Source organism: Mycobacterium sp. NGS15 (assembly GCF_059813245.1).
The window spans coordinates 46494-71678 of the sequence record NZ_JCALEF010000004.1 but is presented as its reverse complement, the minus strand read 5'-3'; the positions used below and the strand labels follow the sequence as shown (position 1 = coordinate 71678).

The following is a 25185-nucleotide window of genomic DNA, read 5'->3' as shown; positions in this document are numbered from 1 at the left end:
AACCGAAGAGGAAGCAGGTGAACGGACACATGATGACCGTCGAAACGGAGGCCCGAAGGCGTACCCTGCCGTGCCATGTTGCGGACGCGGACCTGTGGTTCGCGGAGAGCCCCGCAGACCTGGAGCGGGCTAAGACGCTATGTGCGGACTGCCCGATCCGGTCGCAGTGCCTGGCCGCTGCGCTGGACCGCGCAGAGCCCTGGGGTGTGTGGGGTGGCGAGATTTTCGAGCAGGGTGCCATCGTGGCGCGTAAGCGTCCGCGTGGTCGCCCCCGCAAGAGCCCGCTGCCGGCAGCAGATCCCGCCGCGGCATGACCGCGCATGTCGGGACTGTCGTCGGGCCCGCCAAGCAATGCTCCCCATCGCCATGTGGCGGTGGGGAGCATTGTTATCAGGCCGATTTCGCGTTGGGTTCGAAGAACCCCGGCATCCATTCCTCGGCGATTGCCGCGTAGTTCACATGCGCACCCAGCTGCACGAGGACTCCGATCATGCCGCCCAGCGTGCGCAGCAGCATGACGTAGCCGGGCGGCACCGTCATTTGGCGCGCCAGCTTGAATCGTTCGGTGAATCCCTCGTCCAGGAGATCGGTCGATGCGACCGCGGCCTGCTGGAACCACTCACGTGTGAAATGGAATTCGCCTGAGCGCAGCGGATCGACATAGGGCCATAGCGGCCTGATGTAGTCCATCACTTGGTTCCCGGACAATTGGACCTCCGGCGGCATGAATCCGAGCTGCTTGATGAGCCGGATCACCTGCTCCCACTGCTCATCTCGGGCCCAGCACAGCACCTCACCGAATTCCGGCGGAATCCCGCCGGGGTGTTCGGAGACCGCGCCGAAATCGATGATGCCGAAACGTCCGTCGGGCAACAGCATGAAATTGCCCGGGTGGGGGTCGGCGTGCACCAGACCCACTGTTTCCGGCGACTTCACCGTGAATTCGAGCATCAGGGCGCCGGCGGAGTCCCGTTCCTCACGAGTGCCCTCGGAGATGATCTTCGAGAGCCGGCGGCCCTCCATCCATTCGGCGATGAGCACCTTGGGCGCGCTGGCGACCACCGCCGGCACAGAGAATTTCGGATCGTCGGCGAAGGCCTTGGCGAATGCGCGCTGGTTGGACGCCTCCTGGCGGTAGTCCAGTTCGGCCTCGATGCGGTCGCTGATCTCGGCCACCAACCTATCGATATCTGCTTTGGGCGCAATCTGTTTGGCCAGCGGTGTCATCCGCTGGATCAGCTTGAGATCTGCGCGCAGCGCGTCGTCGGCGCCGGGGTATTGGATCTTGACGGCCACCTCGCGGCCGTCCTTCCAGATTCCCTTGTGCACCTGACCGATGCTCGCGGAGGCCACGGGTGTGTCGTCGAAGGATTGGAAGCGTTCGCGCCATTTGGTGCCGAGCTGGGCGTCGAGCACGCGGTGCACCTTCGCCACGGGCAGCGGCGGGGCCTCGCTCTGTAGTTTGACCAGGGCCTCACGGAACGGATCGGCGAACTGTGGCGGTATCGCCGCCTCCATCACCGACAGAGCCTGGCCCACCTTCATGGCGCCGCCCTTGAGCTCGCCGAGCACGTTGAACAGCTCGTCGGCCGCCTTCTCCAGGAGTTCGGCGTTGACCTCGTCCGCGGAGGACCCGGTCAACCGTTTGCCAACTCCGAGGACCGCGCGACCGGCCATACCTGCCGGCAGGCTTGCCAGTTTGGTCATTCGGCTGAGTCCGCCGCGGCGAATATCTGCCATGTCACCTCATATCGTTCAGTGTGGCGTCGTTGCCTCACGTCTTCACGGAATGCTAGCTGTTGCTAGCTGGCGGCGACGGGCTCGTCCTCGCGGAAACCGGGAACCCAGTCGCCAATGATGCGGGCATACGGGACCGTCGCGTCGAGCTGCGCCAGAATGCCGGACAGGCTGCCGAGCACCCGGAACATCATCAGGTAGACGGGCGGCAGGTCCAGATGCCGGCCGGTCTGGAACTGCGCACCGCGCACGTCGCTGGATTTGGCGGCCACCCGCTGCATCCACGTCCGGGTGAAGTGGAACTCGTCGGACTTCAGCGGGTCGATGAACGGCTTGAGGTACTCGTCGATCTCATCCGGTGATACGTCGGTACGCGGCGGAATGAAGCCCTCCTCGCGCATCAGGGGGATGAGCTCATCCCAGACCCCGTCCCGCTCCAGACGCCAGATGGGTCCCAGGTTGGGAGGAAACCCGCCTTCATGGGTGGCGACGGCGCCGAAGTCCATCACGCCGAGGCGCCCGTCCGGCAGCAGCATGAAGTTTCCCGGGTGGGTGTCGGCGTGCAGCAGTCCGCACCGGTAGGGAGAGCTGACGGTGAATTTCAACAACAGGCGCCCGCATTCGTTGCGCTCGTCTTCTGTTCCCCCGCTGATGATTTCGGAGAGCTTGCGGCCCTGCATCCACTCACTGATGACGACCTTGGGCGCAGAGGCGACGACCGGCGACACGTAGAACTCGGGGTCGTCTTTGAAGGCCTTGGCGAAGGTGCGCTGGTTGGTGGCCTCGATGCGGTAGTCGAGTTCTTCCTCGGTGCGTTCGATGAGTTCGTCGATGATGCTTTTGACGTCCGCCCCGGGCACGATCTGTTTGAACAGCGATGCCAGCCGCTGCATGGTCTTGAGATCGGAGCGGACGGCATCGTCGGCGCCCGGGTACTGCACCTTGACCGCGACGGCGCGGCCATCGCTCCAGATGGCCTTGTGCACCTGGCCGATGCTGGCTGAGGCGACGGGCTTGTCGTCGAATGATTGGAAGCGCTCACGCCACTTCGTGCCGAGCTGGGCATCGAGAACCCGATGGACCTTGTCGGCAGGCAACGGCGGGGCATCGCTCTGCAGCTTCGTCAAGGCGTCGCGGAAGGGTTCGGCGAAGGCCGGGGGAATCGCGGCTTCGAACACCGACAGGGCCTGTCCGAGCTTCATGGCCGCGCCCTTGAGTTCCCCGAGCACCTGGAACAGCTGTTCGGCCGCCTTCTCCATCATCTCGGCGTTGACTTCGTCCTTGGACTTGCCGGTGAGACGTTTCCCCACGCCCAGGGCGGCGCGACCGGCGATACCGGCCGGCAGGGATGCGAGTTTTGCGGCGCGCGCGGCGCGGCCACGACGGATCTCAGCCATGCGTTACATCATGCCGGAGGACCGGGCGAGTCTGACAACGCAGGTTGTCTTCTCGCTTAGGTGGCGGCGGGTGTCTTGCTGTCCTCGTGGAATCCCGGCACCCACTTGTCGACGATGGCCGCGTAATCCACCGGGGCATCGAGCTGCGCGGCGATGCCGATGAGGCCGCCGAGTACCCGGAAGAACATGAGGTAGTTGGGCGGCAGGTTCATCTGCCGACTGGTTTTGAACGACTCGAGGAACTCGTCGCTGCGGAAATCGGTGGCCTTGGCGGTGAGCCGTTGCAGCCACTTGCGGCTGAAGTGGAATGTCTCGTGGTTGAGCGGCTCGATGTACGGCTCAAGGTAGGAGTTGACCTCCTCATGAGAGACGGAGGTCGCGCTCGGCGGGATGAAGCCCTCCGAACGGAGCACCTCTGTCAGCTCTTCCCACTTCTCGTCGCGGGCGAGACGCAGGATCGGTCCGAAGCCGGCAGGGAGGCCACCCTCGTGCGCGGCGCAGGCGCCGAAGTCCATGATGCCGAAGCGGCCGTCCTCCAGCAGCATGAAGTTTCCCGGGTGGGTGTCGGCATGCAGAAGTCCGCACCGGTATGGCGAGCTGATGCTGAACTCAAGGAGAAAGTGCGCGCAATTGCTGCGCTCTTCCTCGGTGCCCTTGGCGATGATCTCCGAGAGCTTCCGGCCCTGCATCCACTCGGTGATGATCACCTTGGGGGAGGAGGCCACGACCGACGGGACGTAGAACTCCGGGTCGTCCTTGAAGGCCTTGGCGAAGGTGCGCTGGTTGGTGGCCTCGATGCGGTAGTCGAGTTCTTCCTCGGTGCGCTCGATGAGTTCGTCGACGATGGCCTTGATATCGGCACCGGGCGCCACCTGCTTGAACAGGGACGAGAGACGCTGAATGGTCTTGAGGTCCGAGCGGACGGCATCGTCGGCGCCCGGGTACTGCACCTTGACCGCGACGGCGCGGCCGTCCTTCCAGATGGCCTTGTGCACCTGGCCGATGCTGGCTGAGGCGACGGGCTTGTCGTCGAATGATTGGAAGCGCTCACGCCACTTCGTGCCGAGCTGGGCATCGAGGACGCGATGGACCTTGTCGGCAGGCAGCGGCGGGGCATCGCTCTGCAGCTTGGTCAGTGCTTCCCGATAGGGCTCCCCGAACTCGGGAGGAATCGCGGCCTCCATCACCGAGAGCATCTGACCGATCTTCATAGCCGCGCCCTTGAGTTCCCCGAGAACTTGGAACAGCTGTTCGGCCGCCTTCTCCACGAGTTCGGCGTTCACTTCGTCCTTGGATTTCCCGGCGATCCGCTTCCCCACACCGAGGGCGGCGCGGCCCGCGATACCGGCCGGAAGCGATGCGAGTTTTGCGGCGCGCGCGGCGCGGCCACGACGGATCTCTGCCATGCGCACATCATGCCCGCTCGTGATGAAGTTAACAAAAAGTGGGTCTTCGTCAATTTCCGGCGAAGTAGGCGCCACATCGGCACAGCGGGTGTGCGGTCCAATGTCGGGCGGTCAACGCGTGTGTGGACAGGTCGAGTTCGAGTGTCGCGTTGAGTGTGGCCAGCGGTCCCGGTGCCTGTCCGCGGATGGCCGCTAACACCCGATCGATCTGTGCCAGTGCCACCGCCACCGTGCCCAGGACCGTGGCGGGCGCCGCGACGCCGACGGTTCCGGTGAGTTGGGCGGCGACCGCGGGCCACTGCTCATCACGGTCATGCCGATGACGGTCCGCGCATTCCAGGCAACTGGTGATGCCGGGCAGAACCATGGGCCCGATGAGTCCGGTGCCATCGCGCGCGCGGACGGATAGGTGAGGTACCTCCGCGTCGGTAAGCATCCGCAGCAAGCGGGTATCGGCAATCAGATCATCGGCGAGTACCGCCAAATCCACGTGGTCCCAGGACTTTCCGTGAGTCGGCTGGGTTGAGCGCTGGATGCGCGCCGAAGTATGCCGGAGCGCTTCGGCGAGGGCATCCGAAAGAGGACCGCGGCCGACGAGCCGGATCACCGGCGATGCGGCCGCGACGGATCGGGTTCTGCGGATCACCGCACCGGCGTCCACCAGCTCGTCCAGCAGTGAGCGAATGTCCTCTGCATCGTGAAAGTCCTTGACGCACTGAAGGTTAAGAATCTGGCTCCAGGTGAGTTCGTCCGTCAGCGAGCTCAGCAGCTGGCGCACCGCGGTGGCCGGCGCAGTCGTCGAGGGGTGCACGATCACGGCATGACACGGCATCCATCCGATCTGAACCCCGTCGTCCGGCCGCGGCAGCACCGGGCGCGCCGGGTCGAGGGTGAACGTCGGCTCGCTGGACATGACCCACTGTGACACATCGTGTGCGTTCGGCAGGCGGGCGAAAGCCTTTTATCCACAGCCCGATTCGGTCGCTGACCAGCGCCGAATGGGCGGGCGCCAGATTTATCCGTCTTCTCGGTTTTGTTCGGGGCTCCCCGGATCGAGCTTCTCGATCTGCGCGATGGCGTCGTCCACCGCGTCGCCGCCGCCGATGATGCGATCGATAAATGCGGCGGGGTTGTCCAGGTCGCCGGCGTCGGGGATCAGATCAGGATGTGCCCAGATCGCGTCGCGCTTGTCCGTGCCGACGGCGTCGGTGAGCTTGCGCCAGAGATCCGCGGCCTCGCGTAGCTTGCGCGGCCGCAGCTCCAGGCCCACCAGGGTGCTGAAGGTCTGCTCGGCCGGGCCGCCCGTCGCACGGCGGCGTCGCAACGTCTCGCTGAGGGCGGCGGTTGCCGGGATGCGTTCGCCGAGCGCGTCGGTCACCACGGTCTGCACCCAGCCCTCGATCAGAGCGAGCAGGGTTTCGAGGCGCTCCAGGGCCTGCACCTGCTGCGGTGTGGTCTTCGGCTCGAAAATGCCTTGGGACAGAATCTGTTCCATATCGGACGGATCGCCGAGCGAGGCGGGGTTGAAGCCGCGCGCAGCCTCCTCGATGGCGCTCATGTCAATCGAAATGCCCTTGGCGTATTGCTCGACGGTGTCCATCAGCCGGATGGTCAGCCAGCCGACGCCACTGAACAAGCGGTGATGCGCGGCTTCCCGCGCGGCCAAGAAGGTCATGATTTCGCTCTTGGACTGCTCGAGGCCCTCCGAGAACGCTTCGATGGCGGCTGGGAGCAGGGCCGCGGTGCCCTTGGGGCCCAACGGCAAGCCGATATCGGTGGAGGTCAACACCTCACGGGACAGTTGTCCGAGGGCCTGGCCGAGCTGCGATCCGAAGGCCATGCCGCCCATCTGGGTCATCATGCCCAGCAGCGGACCAGCCATGCTCTGTGCCTCTTCCGGCAGACTCGCCGCCCACATACCCGAGATCTGTTCGGCCACAGGATCGACGAGCCGCTTCCAGTTTTCCAGCGTGTTGTCCACCCAGTCCGTCGCGGTCCAGGCCGCAGTGCGGGTGGTACCGGCGGGCAAGGCAGTGGCCCCGTCCAGCCAGGTGTCGGCCAGGTGCACGGCATCGGCGATGGCCGATGCCGTGCTCTCGGTGATGGGCGCGATGAAACCGATTGAGCTTGAGGCGAGCTGCCGGGCGATGTCGTAGTTGACCGCACCCGCGGGCTCACCGCTGGTGGCGCCGGCGGCAGCGCCGCTGAACATCTGGCCCAACTGGGTGAAGATCTGGCCGAGATCGGCAGGATTGAATCCACCGGATCCGAAGCCGAACGGGTCTCCGCCCGAGCCGGGCCCCGGTCGCGCGCCGTCGCCCCGCTCACGGTCGGGGTCGTCGCCAGAAGCGAATCCAAAGGGGAGGTCGGCCATATCTCCACGGTACCGCTGGTAGAGACGACCGGATCACGCTGACGGCGTAATTTGCGGAACGCGCTGCTTGTGGCGCGGATCAGGCCAGGAAGCGTGCACGAACCTCGGGCGGGGGTACCGGGCAGGTGTCGTACCGGCCGAATATCCGGTACCGGGTGCGTGCCACCACCCGGTAGAGCGCATCGCGGATCGGACGCGGGACCAGCCGTGCGATGAGGGCGGCTCGCCGGGTACCGCCCAGGTACTCCATGATGCGGAGCACTCCGTCGGACCGGATGTGAATTCGTTCGACGGGCTCGCCCGGATTGTCGACGATCACGAAGGAATCGACGCCGACAAGTTCGGGGTGCCGCGCGATCACCTGATCGCCATACTCGCTGTCGAGCGCGGCGAACCGCATTGTCCCGACCTTGTCGTCGCGCAGGATCTTCTTCACCGCACCGTTGCACAGGGCGCAGATGCCGTCGTACAGCAGGACGGGGGCATGCTCGTTCATCGAACCTCCACCACGAGACTACCGGCGGGGTGCTGATCAGGCCTTGCCATAGGGTGCAGGCATGAATCGCCGCGTAGCGACGCTGCTGGTCGCGCTGGTCCCGATCATTGCCTTTGCGTTGTTGATGTCGGTGATCACCGTGCCGTTCGTATCCCTGGGCCCGGGCCCCACCTTCAACACCCTCGGTCAAGTCGAGGGCAAGGAGGTCGTCGACATCAAGGGCACCAAGGTAGACCCGGTTTCTGGTCACCTCAACATGACGACGGTTTCCCAGCGCGACGGGCTGACCCTGGCCGATGCGTTGCGGCTGTGGGCTAGCGGTCGTGAGCAGTTGGTACCGCGCGATGTGGTGTATCCGCCTAACCGGTCCAAGGATCAGGTGGACAAGGAGAACGACCTCGAGTTCAAGAAGTCAGAGGAGAGCGCCGAGTTCGCGGCGCTCGGGTATCTCAAATACCCGACGGCCGTCACTGTTCTGACCATCAGCGAGGACGGACCGTCCAAGGGCAAGCTGCAGGAGAACGATGCGGTCACCGCCGTGAATGGGCGCCCGGTTGCAACGCTTGAGGAGTTCACCGGAGCACTCAAGGCGACCAAGCCGGGTGACGTGGTGACTCTCGATTACAAGCGCAAGAATTCCCCTAACGGCACGGTGACGATCACGCTCGGCAAGAACAAGGATCGTGACTACGGGTTCTTGGGGGTCGGCGTGGTGCAGGCACCGTGGGCGCCGTTCACCATCGATTTCAATCTGGCCAATATCGGTGGGCCATCGGCCGGGCTGATGTTCAGCCTCGCGGTGATCGACAAGCTGACCCCCGATGAGCTCGACGGCGGAAAGTTCGTCGCCGGAACAGGAACCATCGATGCCGAGGGCAAGGTGGGGCCGATCGGTGGGATCACGCACAAGATGTTGGCCGCCAAAGATGCTGGAGCGACGGTGTTCCTAGTGCCCGCGGCCAACTGCGCCGAGGCGAAGACGGACGGCGGGCAGGGGCTCACCCTGGTCAAGGTCGGCACATTGACCGAAGCGGTGGATGGACTCCGTGCCCTCAATCGCGGTGATCAAGCGCCCAGTTGTTAGTCAACCTCATCACCATCGATGCAGGACGATGCCCGCTGTTCTGCGGCTACAGTGGGGCTGAGAATCGAAGCGCGAAAACTGAGCCGTGCTTGAACACTCGATGAGGAGCGTAGCGACGTGGGAATGCGGCCAAATGGGGCTCTGCCACGACTGACCCGACGGAGCCGGCGATTGGTCGCCGCTGCGCTGGTGATCGTGGTGTTGTTGTTGATAGGCCCACGCCTTGTCGACACCTACATCAACTGGCTGTGGTTCGGTGAGCTCGGATTCCGCGGCGTGTTCACGACCGTGCTGCTGACCCGGCTCGCATTGTTCCTGATTGTCGGAACCCTGGTCGGTGCCGTGGTTTTCGCGGGCTTCGGGTTGGCCTATCGGGCGCGGCCCGTGTTCGTGCCCACGAGGGGCCCCGGCGACGCACTGGCGCAGTACCGGGCTCTCATCCTGTCGCGGGTGCGGCTCTTCGTCATCGGTGTTCCCGTGCTCATCGGGGTGCTGGCAGGTGTTGTGGCCCAAAGTTATTGGATGCCCGTGCAGCTGTTCCTGGAGGGCGGGGACTTCGGCATCAAGGATCCGCAGTTCGGTTTGGATCTCGGCTTCTTCGCCTTTGAGCTGCCGTTCTACCGATTCGTGCTGACCTACCTGTTTATCGCCGTGTTCATCGCGCTGGTTGTCAACGCCTTGGTGCACTACATTTTTGGCGGTATTCGGCTGACGGGTCGTTCCGGCACACTGTCGCGTCCGGCCCGTGTCCAGTTGGTCACTCTCGCCGGAATCCTGGTGCTGCTCAAGGTCGCCGCATATTGGCTCGATCGGTACGAGCTGCTCTCGCACACGCGGGCAGGTAAGCCGTTCACCGGCGCCGGTTACACCGATATCAATGCGGTGCTGCCCGCCAAGCTGATCCTGTTGGCCATCGCGGTGATTTGCGCGGTCGCGGTGTTCTCCGCCCTGGTGCTCAAGGATCTGCGGATCCCGGCGATCGGCCTGGCGCTGCTGCTGCTGTCCTCGCTGGTGGTGGGCGCCGGATGGCCGCTCATCGTCGAGCAGTTCAGTGTCAAACCCAATGCGGCGCAGAAAGAAAGCGAGTACATCGCGCGCAGCATCAAGGCAACCCGCGATGCCTACGGCCTGACAGACGACATCGTGACGTACCGCGACTACAGCGGCACGGCCTCGGCGCCCACCGGCAGCGAACAGCTGGCCAAACAGGTTGCCGCCGACCGCGCGACGATGGCCAACATTCGTGTGCTGGACCCGAATATCGTGAGCCCGGCCTTCACACAATTGCAGCAGGGCAAGAACTTCTATGCCTTCCCCGATTCGTTGTCCATCGATCGGTACCAGGACAAGAACGGGTCGCTGCGCGACTATGTGGTCGCCGCCCGCGAGCTCGATCCGGCCAAACTTCGTGATAACCAGCGAGACTGGATCAACCGGCACACCGTGTACACGCACGGCAACGGGTTCATCGCGGCCCCGGCCAATACTGTGCGAGGAGTGGCCGACAAGCCGGACGAGAACGGCGGGTACCCGGAGTTCCTGGTTAATGCCGTCGACGACAGCGGCAAGGTGCTCTCCGACGGGCCGGCGCCGTTGGCTCAGCCGCGCGTGTACTACGGCCCGATCATCGCCAGCGATAACAACGACTACGCGATCGTCGGCAAGAACGGCAACGATCGCGAGTACGACTACGAGAACAATGCCGGTACCAAGAACAGCACCTACACCGGCGGCGGCGGCATTCCCGTGGGCGGTGCGCTGGCGCGGACGGTGTTCGGACTGAAGTATGCCGAGCGGAACTTCCTGTTCTCCAATGTGATCGGAGACAACAGCAAGATCCTGTTCAACCGCGATCCGAGCCGCCGCGTGGAAGCGGTGGCGCCGTGGTTGACCGTCGACAGCGGCACCTACCCGGCCATCGTAGACAAGCGCATGGTCTGGATCGTGGACGGCTACACCACGCTGGACAACTACCCGTACTCGCAGCAGACGTCGTTGTCGGAGGCCACCTTTGACAGCCAGGTGGGCCGGACCGGGGGAGCGCTGCCCAACCAGCAGGTTTCGTACATCCGGAACTCGGTGAAGGCGACGGTGGATGCCTACGACGGCACGGTGACCCTGTACCAGCAGGACGAGAAGGACCCCGTGCTTAAGGCATGGATGAAAATCTTCCCGGGAACGGTGAAGCCGAAGAGTGACATCTCATCGGATCTCGCGCGGCATCTGCGCTACCCGGAGGATCTGTTCAAGGTGCAGCGGACGCTGTTGGCGCGCTACCACGTCAACGACCCGGTGACGTTCTTCTCGACCAGCGATTTCTGGCAGGTTCCCGATGATCCGAACGCACCCACCGGGTCTCAGCCGCCGTATTACATTGTCGCGAAGGATATTACGAAGAACGACAGTGCGGCGTCGTTCCAGTTGACCAGCGCGCTCAATAGATTCCAGCGTGACTTCCTGGCCGCCTATGTCAGTGCCAGCTCCGATCCCGAAACCTACGGAAAGATCACCGTTCTCACGGTGCCGGGAACCGTCCAGGGCCCCAAGCTGGTGAACAATGCGATTACCACCGACAACCAGGTGTCCTCGCATGTCGGCATCATCAAGAACCAGAACATCCTCAAATGGGGCAACCTGCTGACGCTGCCGGTCGCCAATGGGGGACTGTTGTTCGTCGAACCGCTGTATGCCTCGCCGGGCCAGGGTGATCAATCGTCATATCCGCGCCTGATCCGTGTGGGCATGTTCTACAACGGCAAGGTCGGCTATGCGACCACGGTCAGGGACGCGCTCGACATGGTGTTCGGGCCGGGGGCCGGTGCGACGGCCACCGCTCCGGCGGTGGAGCCCGGCAGCGTCGCCCCTCCGCCGCCCAGCGGTCAGAGTGTTCCGATCGTCCCTCCGGTGGCACCGCCGCCGGCAGGATCCTCGGAAGTGTCCGCTGCGAAGGCTGCCGCGCTGCAGGAGGTTCAGCGGGCCATCGGAGAGGTGAAGGACGCTCAGAAGAGCGGGGACTTCGCACGGTATGGACAGGCCCTGAAGAGCCTCGATGACGCGATGACGAAGTTCACACAGGCCAAGTAGAAGGGCTCGTCCCTGCTACCGCGTGAAAGCGCAAGTGGCGGGGACGAAACCACTACGTGGTGCCGAGAACGTGCAGGCCAGGTGAACGATTTGGCGCCACGCAGTGCGACCGGTAACCTTGTGTTTACCGCCGCGGGGTGGAGCAGCTCGGTAGCTCGCTGGGCTCATAACCCAGAGGTCGCAGGTTCAAATCCTGTCCCCGCTACTAGGTCCCCAGGCCAGAGGATTAATCTCCTCTGGCCTGGGGTTTTTTCTTGCCCTGTATCACCCCAGGTCTCCAAAAAGTCTCCACTAATTCGCAGGGTGTTCCAGCATGTGATCCAGCACGGCCGGGGCCTCCGGATGCGCCTTGCCGCGAGCCAGATAGTGCCGCTGTGTGGTCAGGATGTCGGCTTGGCCAAGGGAGTCGGCGATGATGTGTGTGGGGAGTCCCGCATCGTCCTTGAAGGTTGCACCGGCCTTGCGGAAGCTGTGCGCGGTGATGTCATCGGCGATGCCCAGGGCAGCGCGGATCCGGCGCCATTGCGTCGCGACGTTGGTGATGCCTTCGGCGTCTCACAGCTGATTCGCGGATGGTCAACTCGTCGACGGTGCATGTTGCGACCCACGCACCGCGCAAGCGGCGATGGCGATCGGAGCTCAAATAGACGTCGACATCGAGCGTGCGCATGAAACACTTCTGCGGTGAAGCTTTGGGATCTTGCGTGGTGGATGGCAGCACTCGCCATCGCGGTCCCGGCGTTGCTGAGCATTAGGAGCGCTGTCAGCAAGCGGCAGCGAGAACTGAGGGGGCAGCTACGGGCGGTGCTGCGGGATGTCTCGAAGGCGTGCAAAAACTATGAGATCAAGGACTGGAGGCCGGCCGCATCCCGCGTAATGCTTGAAGCGGTGGAGAAGCTGAAAATCGTTGAAGATGAAGGCATTCGGTCGCCGAGCCCGCGTCAGATCAAAGAGCTGCATTTGGCCCTGTACGACCTCCGGACTACCCAGAAGAGTCGAGCCCGCTTCGAGGCAATGAGGCCTGCTGTTCTGGGGCCCGAGCAGATGGCCGACTCGATGAAGGCCGTTGCCCATAGGACTGAGGCCAACAGGCGTTATATCGAACGTCTCGCTGAGTGTTATCGGAAAGCTACGGCGAGGATGGACAACGGGAATGTCCTCACGTGTTGGAGGTATCGACTATTGCCGCCGTTCATAGTGAGGTGCTGAGGAAGCCCCGGCGACCAGCGAATTTCTCCGCTCTCCCGCGGCTGCCAAATGCCTCGAAAATTGTTGGAACCGAATTGTCCCTAGTGTCGTCGTATCTAGATGAATGCCGGTTGTGACGATGAAAGGCGAGGTGGGCTGTGGGTGAGTACAAGTTCGACATCAATGGGATGTCTCAGGATGCTCGCCAGGAGGCCGCCGAGGCTGCCCGCACCACGCTGAAATTCAAGGATGGCTATGGTGTGGAGCTCGCTGGGGACATGCTGCGGGCCCGCGACATCGTTGAGGCGCAGATCTCAACTGTGAGCCTTGATCAGGATCTTGCGCTCGGGGACCTGCCTTCTGGACACGAGGCGGCCAAGCACTACGCCGCCCAGCGCGCAGCGGCCGTCGATGCTCTCAAGAAAATCTCGGCCCATTACAAGAGCCACGCCGACCACTTCATCGCTACGGAGATGTTGTTCCGTAACACCGAGGAACGCAACGCTGGCCGGATAAATCCGTACAAGGACGGAACGGCGACGGTGAAGTACTGATGATGCGTATGGGCCTAGCGTGCGCGGCGGCTCTAACGGTGGCCGGCTGCTCGACATCGACGGGCATCACGAAGCCGGCGGACATTACAGGTTCAGTGATGTCTTCGGCGTCGGCCACCGCGAGTTCGCAACCGCAGGTGTCAAGCACGTTGACGGCGCCGCACCCACCGCCGAGCCATTGGAATGACGGCACGAGCTATGACCCATGCTTTGGCTATTCAGCTGAGCAGATTCGTTCTTGGGGTTTGGATCCGTCGAAAGTGACCGATGTAGGCACCAAGGATCCGCAGTTGCGCGGCTGCCAGTGGGGTGGCCTCAGCGGTGGTTGGACAGGTGCATTAACGATTGCCAACACCAAGGTGTCTTCGTACTTAGATGCCGAGCTGTACACAAATCCTCAGCCCATCACGGTGGCCGGACTTGACGGAGTGATTTACCAGGGCCGCGTCGCTTCGGTACCTACCTGCACCGTGATACTGCCGTCGCAACAGGCAACCGTCGCTGTCGTCGTGGTCGTAGTCGACGTTCAGGAAGCCAAAGACGTGCCCGATGCGTGCGCAAAATCAAAGCAAGTGGCCGCTGCGGTGGCTCCGACTCTTCCGAAGTGAAATGGGGTGTGAGTAATGGCTGATGATGGTTGGCAGGGGATGTCGCATCAGGAGATCGCCTCCAAGCTGACGGGGTTGGGGGTCGAGTCGGCACGTGCAGAAGCGGACCGCTGGAGCAGCGTGTACGGGGCCGTGTCCGAGTCGGTGGATATGGCGATGAAGGTGCGCAGCAAGTTGCTTGACTCCGAGTCGTGGTCGGGTGAGGCGGCCAATTCGGCGTACGACGCGGTGGATCGCACCTACAAGAAGATCGCGGCCCCGGATACGGGTTTGGCGGCCGAGGCAGGGAAGCTGAGTCAGGCTGCTGAGCAGGATGGCGAGACGTTGATCGCGGCTAGCCGGGTTCCGAACAGCTATCCGGTTCCGGACAAGAACGCGTCGAAGGACGAAAAGCAGCAGGCTCTGAATGCGATTCGCGCTGCTGCGCAAAGCACGTACACCAACCCGATGTCGACGGATCGTCCCAAGGTGACGGACCCCGACGTGCAACAGCTAGGGGTGATGCCCGGTGATCAGGGCGGTGGCAACGGCGGTGGGGGAGGCAATAGCGGGGGCGGTTCCGGTAGCGGCACCCAGACCCCGTCCCCGTCAGATGGCTTGGCCAACAAGGACACCAAGCCTCAGCTGGCTGGTGGTGATGGTCAGCAGGCAGGCGCAGGCCAAGGTCAAGGTCAGGGTGGTGGGCAAGGCAGCGGTTCTGGTGGTGGTCAGGGATCCGGGTCGGGCGCTGGCTCGGGTTCCGGTGGTGCAGGTTCTGGGTTGGGCTCTGGCTCTGGAGGTTCCGGTCTTCCGTTGGGTAGTACAACCGCGGCCGGATTCTCGCAGTCCTCGACGGGCACCGGTGTAGGAGGGCCGGGCGCAGGTGCTGGCGGCCCCGGAGGGTTGAGTGCACTTCGTGGTGGTGCGGGTCTGCCCGGCGGTGCTGCTGGCGGCAGTGGGTCTGGCGTCAATCCGGCGGCGGTGGCTGCTGCCGGTGTGCGTGGTGGTGGCCCGATGGGGATGATGGGCAGCCCGGGAGCGCATGGTCGGGGCGGCAAGGGTGAGGACGATGGTGAGAAGGCGACACCGCAGATTCTGATCAATTACGACAACACCGACGAGTTCCTGGGCGATATGCCGGCAGCTTCACCGGGGGTGATTGGTGACTGGTCCGAGCAGGAGAAAGCCGAAAAGGCCAAGCGCGACAGAGAGATCCGCCGCTACAAGGCCCTTGGCTGGGACGTGAAGTTCGAGTGAGAATTTTTGGGGGTTGGTTGTGAAGGTTGATCCGGTGAATGTGCGTCAGGGTGCAGGCAAGGTAGACGGCGCGCAGTCCGATGTCTCCAAGCTCAAAGCCCCGGATTCTGGTGGTGCGGCATCGGGTTTGAAGGGCTTCGCCACAGCAGGGGCCTTGCCCGCAGCGAGCGATGCGGTGAAGACCTCGTTGACGGTGGTGGCGGGCCGCTATGAGCAGATGGGGGTGCTGTTGCGGCGCTCGGCCGATGGTTATGAGCATCAGGACGGTAAGACTGCGGTGTCGTTGACCCAGATGGTGGGTGACGGGTTGACATCGTTGGGTGATTTGAACGCGGCCAAGTAGAAGTGGCTGTGGCGGGAGGGATTTGGTGTGAGCAGACCGGGTAAGAGTGTGGTGTACAGCGCGGACGCGACCGGGCTGGGTGATTTGGCCGAGCCCACGCGCACGGTGGGGTCTAAGGTTTTGGACGCGGCGGGCACGGTGCATGGCGCGATCGTTGATCTGGAGTGGCAGGGCCTGGGCAAGGATGCAGCGGTGGGGCGCGCCGATCACGAACTGGCCCAGGATAAGCGAGTTGTGCAGGGATACAACACGCTAGCTAACGCATACCGTGATGGTGCTGCGGCGATGGCGCCGATGATCGGCGATTTGAAGAAGACCGGCCAGGGCTTGGAGGCCGATTCGTTTGCGGTGTCCGAAGATTGGGTAGTCAGCGATATGTTCGACTACCGTGCGGGCAAGGCCGCCATGATCGCGATGGGTTCTTCGGAGAAAGCGGCCACGGATCGGATGAACCAGCTGCAGGCCCAGCGCGGTAACGAGGCCAAGACTGACACGGTGAATCTGCAGCAGCGCGCCGACGCACTCGGGAAGGCCGACCAGGACACCGGGGCAGCGATCAACGCGGCCAAGGGCGATATCGGTGCGGCTGCTCCGCTGTCCGCGGGTTTGACGGGTGAAGAGGGCAAGAACGACTTCAATAGCGCCTTCCCCAACACGTTCATGTCGCCTGAGCAGAACGCGGCAGCTTGGGCGCGGATGGTCGCCGCTGGCACGTTATCGCCCGCTGACTTGGATAAGTTGGCGCGCGGGGAGAAGGTACAAATTCCCGCCGGGCAGATGGCGTACCTGTATCAAATGTCGCAGTCGCTCAACGGCAAAAGCCCCGAAGACATCAAGATGTTGGAGCAGATGCTGCCAACACCGGAGACGCGCGCGGCGTTCGCGCAGGGATTGAAAATCGTGTCGAATCCTAACGTGGAAGTCTTTGGCGCTGACCAGCTCAAGGGGTATGCGCAAGGGGCCACCGATGAAACACGGGGCTCGTTTGTCCCAGTGTCTGGCTCCAAGGTGAATCTGCCCTCGGAGATCGCTAAGGAGTTGTCCCGCACCGATCGGGTGACGCAGGAGCCGTCGCGGGGGTTTGTCACCACGCACCTCAATGGGGTGGGTGCGTTGCAGGACATCAACGACATCTTCAAACCCGGTGCCACGATTACCGGCAGCGAAGCCACCAAATCGATGCTGGAGGCGGCAAACCAGTACGCCGCCGTTGATGTCAAGCACAACGAAGGCATCGTGCACGGCCTGAAAACCGATGCGCACGGCCCACTGACCAGTGCCCTTGCCGATGTGTATCAGAACACCGGCAAGGATCACCTCGCCGTGCATGACATGGTGACCGGCAAGGACGGTGACAGCTTCCTGCGCACCGTCACCCACGAGCAATGGGGTGCTGACTCGGGCAAGGTCGGTGATGCCTTCCGTTGGATGCAAGAGGGCAACAATCCGTTGGCCACCGACACCGCCAGCAAGGTCGCCCACTACCTGGCCGACAACAAGCCCGAACTCAATTCGATGCCCGGCACCGAAAAACTGCTTCTGTCCGGACCGAAGTCGTTCGCCGAGATCAATCCCGGTCTTGCCAAGGCGATGGCCGAAGGCGTCTCCCCGTACTTGGCTGATCTTGCGCAGGCGCCCAACGATTCCGGGCTCACCCACCCCGGCATCGAGGCATTCAAAAACGGCGGACAGCTACAAAACCTGTTTTCCGTGTTCGACAAGAACGCCGACTCGGCAGGTGTCATCAACGATGCCGCCTACAAGCAATACCAGCACCTCATCGAAAACACCGCTCACCCTGGCCTGCACGGTATGCAAGCCGAAGTTGCCGGGCGCCTCACCAACGCCATGACCGATGGAGCGCTGGACTCCATCAAACCCGGCACCAGCAGCGATGCCGAACTCTTCAAAGCAATCTTCAAAAAGATCCCCGGCGCAGGAGACGCCTTCGACGCAATCGACATCTTCAACAAAGTCCAAAGCGGAACCCCGCCAAGCGACTTCGCCCAACAACTGGCCACCGCAGGAACCAGCAGCACCGCACTACGCGCATCCATCCTCAACGGCATGATCGACGCCAACCCATCCATCGCCCACGACGACCTCATCAAGCAATACATCAAAGACAACCGAATCGACCTAAGCGGGCTCAACACGACGGATGCAATCGCAGCCTCCAACGCCATAGCAAAATACTTTGAAGGCAGAGCCCCAGGCGTCGACACCGATATCGCTACTAAGGTAGTGATGGGCAACAACGACAGTTGGGCGGTGTCTCGATAGCGATGAGGACTTTCAGCACCATCGCTATCGTGACGCTCGTTCTGGTGAGCTGCTCGCCCGCGACGCCACAGGAGCCAGCGAAACCTCAGGATCTCTACCAAGTCAGCATGCGATGGATTCCCAATCCGTCTGTAGACCTCATGTCCCCCGAAGGCACCTTCATCCGGGCTGCTGCTGAATCTTGGGACCGGGCATGGACATCGCGAAAACACGGCATCGATGCAATCAGGGACCGCAGCTATCCGGGGTTCGAACACGCATTCAACAACTCCTTCAAGACGCTAATAGGAGGCACAGGAGTCTCGCGGCCCATTGTCGGCACCGACTACTACGAGGTCGTGAACTTCCAGCGTGATGGCGATCAGTTCATCGCCGATGTCTGTAGCTACAGCTCGCAAGTGGCAGACAGGACAGACGATGGGAAGTATTTCAGTAACGGTTCGAAGATTTACTATCACGGGAATTCTTTTGTGTTTGGGCCGGATCCAGCCCTGCGGCCCGAGCAGCAGCACGCGCCGCCAGCACATCAGACAGGACCGGCAAACCGTCCAGCCGACAACGTGTTCGGTTCGTGGGTGCTAACCAAGTCCGGGGTTCGTGGACTGGACGACGCTGGTATGCACGCCTTTCTAGCCAAGTGCAACAAGCTGGCTCCTGGCACTCCGGATAACTTGCCTGATCCGTACATCCGGGCTGATCCACCGCCCACCCTGCTGCCCGATCCAGGTTGGCCCGAGGCAGGCAGCGCATAAGTTATGTCACATCAATGGCCAATATCTACGAAGGGGCGCCGTAGCCGTGGCTGACACCTCCGATCTTCATCCGGCCGTCGTACACGCCCTACGTACCGGGGATGTGGGCCCGGCACGGGATGCCGCCAAGCTCAACGCGTCGACCTCCGCTACCAGGTCTGAGCGAACCTCCCGAACGGAATCGCCACGCGGGACAAAGAAGCAACCCCCACCTACAGCCCTCGAAGAGGACGATTTTTACCAGAATTTCCGGAGTAACCCGTTGGGCCGACGATGAAGAGTCCGCAGGCAATGCTGCAGTTTCTGCGCAAGCGGCGTCAAGGCGCCACCGAAAAGCTGGCAGGCAACGGGGATTTTGGAGTCGCGGTGTGTGAAGTGCTCGATGAATTGATCCGCCGCGCCCAGGTTATCGCCGACGAATACCCGGCTGGCTCAAAGATGACTCTGCGGGATATTGAGGAGATGCCTGCGGTGGTCGGGGCCATGCAAGCGCTCATGAACACCATCGCCGCGCTCGCTGATCTGGCGAATGAATGTGCTGAGGTGACGGCGGCCCGACGTGACCCCGTGCTCAAGTTCGTCGCGCGGGTAAGGGCCGAAGGCTTCGAGGTCGCGAACGACTGGACACTCACCGAAACCCGCGAGCAGCCGCACACCCACACCGACGACCCCGAGTTACTTGTGCAACGCGAAGCCGAAAAGATCGCCCGCACAGAACAAGCCGCCGCCTATCACGAGCGCCTTCTGCGCATGACCGCCGAGTTCGAAGACACAACGATCGAATACACCCGGCGAGTCCGCAGTCTCGTCGATACCGTGCTCGGCGGAAATTGCTTGAGCTGAATCATGATCAAGCCACAGCCCCAACTTGATCCGCCGAGATTGGACCTGGCCGCAGGCCTATACGAGGTGGCGGCTTGGCAGCTCGATGCGTTCCTTGATGATGCTGCGGGCTATGGGATTTCACCGCAGGACGCCGCGAGCATTCAGGCGCTTACCGACTTGATGCGGTGGCAGGCCGAGGGATACCGGCGCTATTCGGTGAAGATGCGCGCCGATGATGAGATGGTCGATGCGTACTTTGCAGGTCAAGTGGTTGCGCCGAACACAGCGGCAGTTTTCGAAGCGTCAATCACCCGTGACGAACATCCCCCGTTTCCGAAGCGGTCCAACGGCGTCGATTATGAGCTGCTGCGGCCTGTGCGGGATCTACTCGAAGAGGCGTACACAGTTCTATTCCGCGGCTCCAGGCCGGCGATGGGCTATGCGGCCAAACAGGCTGCTGCTCTTTACTCTTGGTGCCATCCGCCGCTGTCAGTGTGATCGGCATCTGTTCTCCACCCCCAACTACAACCCCAAGTCCAACAAGTCCAACAACTCACCCGGCCGGTAGCCAAATCGCCGGCACGGCCGGGCAAGTCGCCAGCGGCGTCTCCCAAGTCTCCGGGGCCCGTAATGAACGTTGTCTACCCACCTGGGAGCGAGGGGCGACCATACGACAAGGTACGTCGAGCAGGAAGATCTGAGTGCGCCCTTGCAGCTGGTGCAGGAGAAGACGATCAACACGATCAGGTCTCTAGTGGTTGACGCCTTTTGAGCTAGGTGAGGACCCTGCTGGCGCAGAAGGTTTCACCGCGTCGGAGGACCTAGAGGGAACAATCCGCGAAACCTGCAAGGAGTACATCGACGACTTCGACACGTGGGGTTGGCGGTATCACTGGTGTCTCAGTATCACGCCGAAAGGCGAACAACTCGCCGAGCCGTTGATGGAGGCATACCGACGGGAGCTGGCCGCGCAGCGTGGTGACTCGGAGGGGTAGGGGCGGCGCGCGCCATGTGTCAACAACTTTTGAACTTTGACCCCGTGCTGTGCTGTTGTCACTGTGCGAGATTGGACTTTCGAACGGGACGGCAGCGTGCGGTTGAACGAGGGTCGTCAACTTATGGTTGACGGGCGCTCGCTCTAAGAGGTGCTGTGCCGGCGCGATTCTCCTTCGCGTGCAGGCGGCGGCGCTGCGGGAAACTGTACGAGTCAGCCGTTGGCGGGCTGAAGTATCGTTTCCCATTTCTGCTGGCTCGTCAGCACCGGAAGCGCCTTGCGATACTCCTTGCGCAGTCTGTTGAACTCGCGGGCCAGCCGTGACTGCTGGCGCAGTGAAGCCCGCAGCAGCGCAACCATTTTCGCCCGATCACGCTGGCGATAGACGACACCGCGGCCGTCAGCGGTGGTCACCGTGACACCATCGACCTTTGACAACAGGAACCAGCGGGCGTCCTGGGTCGCCACGTTGAGCTGCGGGCGCTCGTGGTGCGCCGGGTCGTGCTGGGTGAGCTGATGGGCCAGGCCACGAGCCAGCCGGACCGCGATACGCGGCGGCGACGTCGGGATCTTGATCTTCTTGCGGCGCTTGTCCGACGGCGTGGGCAACGCGGTCGCCCCGGGGAGCACCACCGCGTCCGGATACTGCTCACGCATCTTGCGGACCTCGGGCAGCGCCGACTCGAGGATCGAGAAGATGTGCTCCGGGCCGGCGAGGAAGTCCGCCATCGCCTTGTTCTGAATCGCGACGGTCGAATACTCAAGGCAGAGAAGGTGTTTTATGGTCGCCTTCAGATGGCTCGCGAGCAGACCGCTGACGTTGCCGTCCCAGTGCATGGCCGCCACCACCAACCGGTTGCGCAGGTGGAAGTAGGCCTGCCAGTCGATGGCGTCGTCCTTGTCGCTCCACGCCATGTGCCAGATCGCACAACCCGGCAGGGTCACCGTCCCGTAGCCGTGCTCGGCGGCGCGCACGCCGTACTCGACGTCGTCCCACTTGATGAACAGCGGCAACGGCTGACCGAGCACCTCGGCCACCTGGCGCGGGATCATGCACATCCACCAACCGTTGAAGTCGGCGTCGATGCGGCGGTGCAGCAGCCGGCTGCGGTACTCCCCTTGGTTATTGAGCGAGTATGTGGCGAAGTCGTGGTCATACTCGGTGCCCACGGCGCCTGACCAGATGAAGTTCGTCGAATCGATCATTTCGCCCATCACATGCAGGTGTGAGGGCTCCTGCAGGTTGAGCATCTGGCCGCCCACCAGGGTGGGCCGCTTGGCGAACCGGTTCATCGCCAGCGCCCGCAGGATCGAGTCCGGCTCGATGCGGATGTCGTCGTCCATGAACAGGATCTGCTCGCAGTCAGTGTGCTTCAGCGCCTCGCGCATCACCCGGCTGTATCCGCCCGAACCACCGAGATTGGGCTGATTGTGAATGGCGAGCCGGTCACCCAGCGGCGCCGACGCCGCGTCGAACCCGGGGTGGTCCTTCGCCTTGCGGTTACCCTGATCAGACACGATGACCGCACCGATCACCTTGTCCACCAACGGGTCTGAGGTGAGCGCAGCCAACGCGCTGACACAGTCGGCGGGCCGGTTGAAGGTGGGGATACCGACCGTCACATTGGCCCGGCCCGGTGCGGGCTCACTGGCGTACCAGCCGGCCGAGCGCACCGAGACGTCGGTGTCGGTGGTGATGTCGAACCAGATCCAGCCGCCGTCCTCGAACGGGGACAGATCGATCTCGAACTCGACCACGCCGGGCTCGGCCTCGGTGCCGGACACCCCCTCGCCACCGACGGTGATGCGCGCCCCGGTGGCCTTGGTGCGGTAGACGTCCACCCGCGCGGTGCCGACCAGTTCAATCCGCAGCACGACGGTGTCCAACGTCGACCACCGTCGCCAGTAGCTGGCCGGGAACGCGTTGAAGTACGTCGCGAACGACACCTCGGACTCGGCGCCGATCTCCAGCGTGGTGCGGGTGGGCGCGTGGGCACGCTTGGCGTTGGTGTCCGATTCCTCTATATAGAGCTTGCGGACGTCGAGGGGCTCACCCGGGCGGGGCAGGATGATCCGGGACAGCAGGCTGACCGCGCGGGTGTCGTCCGCGTCGAGGGCGCCGGAGGGGATGTCGCTCATGCTGTTGCGCTTTCTGTGCCTGATCCGTGCAGGGCAGCACGGTGAAGATCTCTCGTCGGACGGTGTATGCGAACGTGGGGATTGTGTCCGACGGTAGTGAACAAGGTCCGCCAGACCATGCAGAAGCGCTCGATCGAGGCATTGATACGGCAGCTGTTCGAGCGTGCCAGCGACGGCCACAATGCCGCGGACACTGTCGTCGGTGGCCATGAGCGTGTGCTGCGTCAAACCGTCATCGCACTGCGCGAGGGTTCCGCCCTGGGCGAGCATGAGAACCCGGGCGAGGCCACGATCTACGTCATCCAGGGTTCGGTTCGGCTGGTGGTCGGCGACGAACACTGGGACGGCCGTGCCGGAGATCTGATCGAGATCCCCGATGTCCGGCATTCGTTGCAGGCGCTGGCAGATTCGGCGGTCTTGCTCACCGTTGCGAAGCACCGCTGAGCCGCGGCTAGCGCGCCAGGGCTATCCGTGGCAGGTGGCGGTTGAATCTTGGCCCGCGGCGGTGTCCTCGACCTTGACCTTGCCGTTGATGATCAGGCGGCACGTGACCGGTGCCCCGGCGGACTGGGCGCTGACGAAGTACGGCGGATCGGCGATGTCGCTGGTGAAGGTCCAGGACCAGGTGTGCTGGGTGCCATCGACGGGCTGTTCACGCATGTGCCCGAGGCTGTCTCTCCACGTGATCGCCGATATCGGCCGATCTGAACTGATGACGTAGAGGATGGTGTCTGGCGGCTGCGGGGTGATGGCAAGCGAGGCGCCGAATGCTGTCGCGCCGACCGCGGTGGTGCAGGCGGTGATGAGAGTTGCTGCGAGTGCCACGGGTCATCCCTCGCGATTCTGGGGGATCGGGGCCATGAGCGTCATTGCCCATCCTTATCTCGTTGTGATCTTGTTCTGCTGAGGGCACAATACGCCCGAACACGTTCACGCCGTGGCGATTTGGCGGCCTGAATTTGGGGGAATCGATCCCGGCCGCGCGCTTCGGCGTCTGTCGCGAGATGATGGGTGTATGGGTCTTATCGCGCTACCTACCGCGGAGCTCTCCGATACCGATATCGCCGACGTATTGAGCCGTGCGGTCCGGGTGATCAATCCTGTGCTTGCTGTGCTGGCGGAGTCCGATCCGTTCGGCCTTAAGGAGCGCACCTACGAATTGGGCGTCGGCGACGGAGTCGTCGACAAGGCGCTAGATGCGTTGGCCTGTGCTTTGAACACGGCGACCACCCCCGGCACGAAGGCCTGGGAGCAGCTGGACACCCGTGGGAAGGCGCACTGGTGGGTTCAGCGCGTCGGCGCCGTCAACACCGTATTGGTCGCTTTCCCAGGTATTTTCGGCGCGCTCGCGGCCCGGCTGCCCGTGCAGGATCTCCTCGGATTCTCCAACCAGGCCATCGTGCTGGTCTCTATCGCCCGCGAACTCGGTATCGACGACCACCAGGAGCAGGTCCGGCTGCTTGCGAAGGTGCTGTGCGATCGCACCCTCAGTGATGGGGCACTGGTTGGCGCTGACGGCGGTCAGGAACCGGAGACACCCCGAAGCTGGTCGCCGTTCGCCCTGGCCCGCACCCTCTGGCACCTGGCGGGGATCCTGCGGGCCGTCGGCGACGAGCTGGAGAAGCGGCCGCAACCCAAACCGATCTTTCGTTATCTCGGAATGCTGCCCGCCATAGGCGGTCTGGCCGGATACATCGGTGAGTACGGGGCCCTGCGGCGGGCCGCGAGCGCGGGTGAGCAGAGCATCGCCGTGCAGTCACGACCTGTGCGCGCCTAATCGCCGAGGTTCTCGTCCAGGTGCGCCCGGACGTTATCCCAAAGATCGAGAACATCCACGTTGAGTCTCTCCCATATCTGGATGATGACGGGATCTGCGGCGTCGACGAGGCCCAAAAGTAGGTGCCCCGTGCAGATCTCCGTGTGCCGCCTGCTCGTTGAGGCGGTCATCGCCAGCTCGAGTGTCCGCTGGGCGCCCGGAGTGAACGGCATCTTCTCCGTCGGTGGCTCCTGGCCCAACGGGATGATCTGCTGAATCACCCGTGTTGCGTTCTCAAATCGGACTCCGGCCGTTGCGAGCAGCCGCGCGCCGAGCCCGGTTCCCTCACCGACCAGACCCAGCAGAAGGTGTTCTGCGCCGAGGTAGTTGTGCTGCCGTTCACGTGCTTCCTCTTGTGCGATCACGATGACCTGTCGCGAGCGCTCGTTGAACAGATGGAACATGACCCTCCCTATCGCCGGCTCAAGGTACATCTTGCCGGAGTCGGGTTCGGCGATGAGTTACTGTCAGCGCATGACCGCTGTGAAGGTATTGGCTGGAACCGGTTTCGTGGCAGTCGCCCTGGTGACGGGGTGCTCGGGTGTCGTCAATCAGGGTGGTGACACCACATGCAAGAACTTCATCGCCGCCGAGGAGCAGAAGCAGAACGACGCGGTGAGCAAGATGCTCAAGGACCAGCGCGGGCGTGACGCGTCAAATCTGGAGATCTCCGCGACCCGCACTTCGGTCACGATGTACTGCAAGACGCTCGGGAACGACGGCAGCAAGATCCGCGAGGCCCCCCACGTCTAGCTCAGGTCCCCTCACGGGGTAGCTAGTGGCACGGCGCCCGATCGGGTGGGTGAACCCTTGGGCGTCGCCGGCCGTCACGCGGCGGCCGATTTGCCGGTCAGACATGTCGTGTCGAG

General features: G+C 63.2%; 25 protein-coding genes and 1 tRNA gene. 17 read left to right on the top strand and 9 right to left on the bottom strand.

What is annotated here, in order from left to right:
- Positions 1–29: 29 nt before the first annotated feature.
- Positions 30–314, top strand: coding sequence for a WhiB family transcriptional regulator (locus AC5Y5C_RS11445; protein WP_499972046.1), 285 nt, complete (start codon positions 30–32; stop codon positions 312–314).
- 76 nt (positions 315–390) lie between these two features.
- On the opposite strand, the gene AC5Y5C_RS11440 is transcribed toward AC5Y5C_RS11445, so the two are convergent.
- The 6 genes from AC5Y5C_RS11440 to AC5Y5C_RS11415 form a co-directional block, all read right to left on the bottom strand.
- The gene (locus AC5Y5C_RS11440; protein WP_499972042.1) at positions 391–1740 is read right to left on the bottom strand and encodes an ABC1 kinase family protein; all 1350 of its coding nucleotides are present in this window, start codon (positions 1738–1740) and stop codon (positions 391–393) included.
- A 62-nt stretch (positions 1741–1802) separates the two neighbouring features.
- Positions 1803–3134 (bottom strand): ABC1 kinase family protein, encoded by a 1332-nt coding sequence (locus AC5Y5C_RS11435; protein ID WP_499972039.1) that lies wholly within the window; start codon positions 3132–3134, stop codon positions 1803–1805.
- A gap of 56 nt (positions 3135–3190) precedes the next feature.
- Positions 3191–4540 carry an ABC1 kinase family protein gene (locus AC5Y5C_RS11430; protein ID WP_499972037.1) on the bottom strand — a complete coding sequence of 450 codons (1350 nt, stop codon included), beginning with the start codon at positions 4538–4540 and terminating at the stop codon, positions 3191–3193.
- 49 nt (positions 4541–4589) lie between these two features.
- Positions 4590–5468, bottom strand: a complete 879-nt coding sequence (locus tag AC5Y5C_RS11425; protein ID WP_499972034.1) for a hypothetical protein — start codon at positions 5466–5468, stop codon at positions 4590–4592.
- Between the two features lie 87 nt (positions 5469–5555).
- Entirely contained in the window at positions 5556–6914 is a 1359-nt protein-coding gene (locus AC5Y5C_RS11420; RefSeq protein ID WP_499972033.1) for a zinc-dependent metalloprotease, read from the bottom strand.
- 79 nt (positions 6915–6993) lie between these two features.
- A complete protein-coding gene (locus tag AC5Y5C_RS11415; protein WP_499972030.1) occupies positions 6994–7410 on the bottom strand; it encodes a thiol-disulfide oxidoreductase DCC family protein in 417 nt (138 codons plus the stop codon).
- A gap of 61 nt (positions 7411–7471) precedes the next feature.
- Here AC5Y5C_RS11415 and AC5Y5C_RS11410 point away from each other — a divergent pair, with 61 nt between their 5' ends.
- The 13 genes from AC5Y5C_RS11410 to AC5Y5C_RS11350 all read left to right on the top strand — a co-directional run bounded on the left by AC5Y5C_RS11410 (position 7472) and on the right by AC5Y5C_RS11350 (position 20362).
- Positions 7472–8494, top strand: coding sequence for a YlbL family protein (locus tag AC5Y5C_RS11410; RefSeq protein WP_499972028.1), 1023 nt, complete (start codon positions 7472–7474; stop codon positions 8492–8494).
- 117 nt (positions 8495–8611) lie between these two features.
- A complete protein-coding gene (locus AC5Y5C_RS11405) occupies positions 8612–11578 on the top strand; it encodes a UPF0182 family protein (RefSeq protein WP_499972027.1) in 2967 nt (988 codons plus the stop codon).
- A 131-nt stretch (positions 11579–11709) separates the two neighbouring features.
- A tRNA-Met gene (locus AC5Y5C_RS11400) sits at positions 11710–11783 on the top strand.
- A gap of 479 nt (positions 11784–12262) precedes the next feature.
- On the top strand, positions 12263–12787 hold the full coding sequence (locus AC5Y5C_RS11395) for a hypothetical protein (RefSeq protein WP_499972025.1): 525 nt from the start codon (positions 12263–12265) through the stop codon (positions 12785–12787).
- Positions 12788–12924: 137 nt separating this feature from the next.
- Positions 12925–13320 carry a hypothetical protein gene (locus AC5Y5C_RS11390; protein WP_499972023.1) on the top strand — a complete coding sequence of 132 codons (396 nt, stop codon included), beginning with the start codon at positions 12925–12927 and terminating at the stop codon, positions 13318–13320.
- Complete coding sequence (locus tag AC5Y5C_RS11385) at positions 13320–13928, top strand: DUF3558 family protein (RefSeq protein WP_499972021.1); 609 nt, start codon at positions 13320–13322, stop codon at positions 13926–13928. The genes AC5Y5C_RS11390 and AC5Y5C_RS11385 overlap by 1 nt, the downstream gene beginning before the upstream one ends.
- 15 nt (positions 13929–13943) lie before the next feature.
- Positions 13944–15164, top strand: coding sequence for a hypothetical protein (locus AC5Y5C_RS11380; protein ID WP_499972019.1), 1221 nt, complete (start codon positions 13944–13946; stop codon positions 15162–15164).
- 19 nt (positions 15165–15183) lie between these two features.
- Positions 15184–15507 carry a hypothetical protein gene (locus AC5Y5C_RS11375; RefSeq protein ID WP_499972017.1) on the top strand — a complete coding sequence of 108 codons (324 nt, stop codon included), beginning with the start codon at positions 15184–15186 and terminating at the stop codon, positions 15505–15507.
- A gap of 27 nt (positions 15508–15534) precedes the next feature.
- Positions 15535–17790 carry a TPR repeat domain-containing protein gene (locus AC5Y5C_RS11370; RefSeq protein WP_499972015.1) on the top strand — a complete coding sequence of 752 codons (2256 nt, stop codon included), beginning with the start codon at positions 15535–15537 and terminating at the stop codon, positions 17788–17790.
- A 2-nt stretch (positions 17791–17792) separates the two neighbouring features.
- Positions 17793–18542: a hypothetical protein gene (locus tag AC5Y5C_RS11365; protein ID WP_499972013.1), complete on the top strand. Its 750-nt coding sequence runs from the start codon at positions 17793–17795 to the stop codon at positions 18540–18542.
- Positions 18543–18815: 273 nt separating this feature from the next.
- Positions 18816–19385: a hypothetical protein gene (locus AC5Y5C_RS11360; protein WP_499972010.1), complete on the top strand. Its 570-nt coding sequence runs from the start codon at positions 18816–18818 to the stop codon at positions 19383–19385.
- 3 nt (positions 19386–19388) lie between these two features.
- Positions 19389–19865, top strand: coding sequence for a hypothetical protein (locus AC5Y5C_RS11355; protein WP_499972008.1), 477 nt, complete (start codon positions 19389–19391; stop codon positions 19863–19865).
- Between the two features lie 260 nt (positions 19866–20125).
- Positions 20126–20362, top strand: a complete 237-nt coding sequence (locus AC5Y5C_RS11350) for a hypothetical protein (protein ID WP_499972006.1) — start codon at positions 20126–20128, stop codon at positions 20360–20362.
- A 212-nt stretch (positions 20363–20574) separates the two neighbouring features.
- Here AC5Y5C_RS11350 and AC5Y5C_RS11345 read toward each other — a convergent pair whose 3' ends face one another.
- A complete protein-coding gene (locus tag AC5Y5C_RS11345) occupies positions 20575–22500 on the bottom strand; it encodes a glycosyltransferase (RefSeq protein ID WP_499972004.1) in 1926 nt (641 codons plus the stop codon).
- A 117-nt stretch (positions 22501–22617) separates the two neighbouring features.
- Here AC5Y5C_RS11345 and AC5Y5C_RS11340 point away from each other — a divergent pair, with 117 nt between their 5' ends.
- Positions 22618–22944, top strand: coding sequence for a cupin domain-containing protein (locus tag AC5Y5C_RS11340; protein WP_499973128.1), 327 nt, complete (start codon positions 22618–22620; stop codon positions 22942–22944).
- 21 nt (positions 22945–22965) lie between these two features.
- On the opposite strand, the gene AC5Y5C_RS11335 is transcribed toward AC5Y5C_RS11340, so the two are convergent.
- Entirely contained in the window at positions 22966–23325 is a 360-nt protein-coding gene (locus AC5Y5C_RS11335) for an MmpS family transport accessory protein (RefSeq protein ID WP_499972002.1), read from the bottom strand.
- A gap of 190 nt (positions 23326–23515) precedes the next feature.
- Between AC5Y5C_RS11335 and AC5Y5C_RS11330 the strand changes: the two genes are divergently transcribed.
- On the top strand, positions 23516–24277 hold the full coding sequence (locus AC5Y5C_RS11330) for a hypothetical protein (RefSeq protein ID WP_499972001.1): 762 nt from the start codon (positions 23516–23518) through the stop codon (positions 24275–24277).
- Here the strand turns inward: AC5Y5C_RS11330 and AC5Y5C_RS11325 are convergent.
- A complete protein-coding gene (locus tag AC5Y5C_RS11325) occupies positions 24274–24720 on the bottom strand; it encodes a Clp protease N-terminal domain-containing protein (RefSeq protein ID WP_499971999.1) in 447 nt (148 codons plus the stop codon). The two genes, AC5Y5C_RS11330 and AC5Y5C_RS11325, sit on opposite strands and share 4 nt — an antisense overlap.
- A 52-nt stretch (positions 24721–24772) precedes the next feature.
- Between AC5Y5C_RS11325 and AC5Y5C_RS11320 the strand changes: the two genes are divergently transcribed.
- Entirely contained in the window at positions 24773–25069 is a 297-nt protein-coding gene (locus AC5Y5C_RS11320; RefSeq protein ID WP_499973124.1) for a hypothetical protein, read from the top strand.
- Positions 25070–25185 lie beyond the last annotated feature (116 nt).

Excerpts from the sequence above, each read along its gene's own strand:
- AC5Y5C_RS11340 (WP_499973128.1), top strand. The coding sequence starts at position 22,618 with ATGCAGAAGCGCTCGATCGAGGCATTGATACGGCAGCTGTTCGAGCGT.
- AC5Y5C_RS11355 (WP_499972008.1), top strand. The coding sequence starts at position 19,389 with ATGATCAAGCCACAGCCCCAACTTGATCCGCCGAGATTGGACCTGGCC.
- AC5Y5C_RS11385 (WP_499972021.1), top strand. The coding sequence starts at position 13,320 with ATGATGCGTATGGGCCTAGCGTGCGCGGCGGCTCTAACGGTGGCCGGC.
- AC5Y5C_RS11345 (WP_499972004.1), bottom strand. The coding sequence starts at position 22,500 with ATGAGCGACATCCCCTCCGGCGCCCTCGACGCGGACGACACCCGCGCG.
- AC5Y5C_RS11325 (WP_499971999.1), bottom strand. The coding sequence starts at position 24,720 with ATGTTCCATCTGTTCAACGAGCGCTCGCGACAGGTCATCGTGATCGCA.
- AC5Y5C_RS11330 (WP_499972001.1), top strand. The coding sequence starts at position 23,516 with ATGGGTCTTATCGCGCTACCTACCGCGGAGCTCTCCGATACCGATATC.
- AC5Y5C_RS11320 (WP_499973124.1), top strand. The coding sequence starts at position 24,773 with ATGAGTTACTGTCAGCGCATGACCGCTGTGAAGGTATTGGCTGGAACC.
- AC5Y5C_RS11365 (WP_499972013.1), top strand. The coding sequence starts at position 17,793 with ATGAGGACTTTCAGCACCATCGCTATCGTGACGCTCGTTCTGGTGAGC.
- AC5Y5C_RS11410 (WP_499972028.1), top strand. The coding sequence starts at position 7,472 with ATGAATCGCCGCGTAGCGACGCTGCTGGTCGCGCTGGTCCCGATCATT.
- AC5Y5C_RS11435 (WP_499972039.1), bottom strand. The coding sequence starts at position 3,134 with ATGGCTGAGATCCGTCGTGGCCGCGCCGCGCGCGCCGCAAAACTCGCA.
- AC5Y5C_RS11420 (WP_499972033.1), bottom strand. The coding sequence starts at position 6,914 with ATGGCCGACCTCCCCTTTGGATTCGCTTCTGGCGACGACCCCGACCGT.
- AC5Y5C_RS11360 (WP_499972010.1), top strand. The coding sequence starts at position 18,816 with ATGAAGAGTCCGCAGGCAATGCTGCAGTTTCTGCGCAAGCGGCGTCAA.
- AC5Y5C_RS11440 (WP_499972042.1), bottom strand. The coding sequence starts at position 1,740 with ATGGCAGATATTCGCCGCGGCGGACTCAGCCGAATGACCAAACTGGCA.
- AC5Y5C_RS11430 (WP_499972037.1), bottom strand. The coding sequence starts at position 4,540 with ATGGCAGAGATCCGTCGTGGCCGCGCCGCGCGCGCCGCAAAACTCGCA.
- AC5Y5C_RS11380 (WP_499972019.1), top strand. The coding sequence starts at position 13,944 with ATGGCTGATGATGGTTGGCAGGGGATGTCGCATCAGGAGATCGCCTCC.
- AC5Y5C_RS11415 (WP_499972030.1), bottom strand. The coding sequence starts at position 7,410 with ATGAACGAGCATGCCCCCGTCCTGCTGTACGACGGCATCTGCGCCCTG.
- AC5Y5C_RS11445 (WP_499972046.1), top strand. The coding sequence starts at position 30 with ATGATGACCGTCGAAACGGAGGCCCGAAGGCGTACCCTGCCGTGCCAT.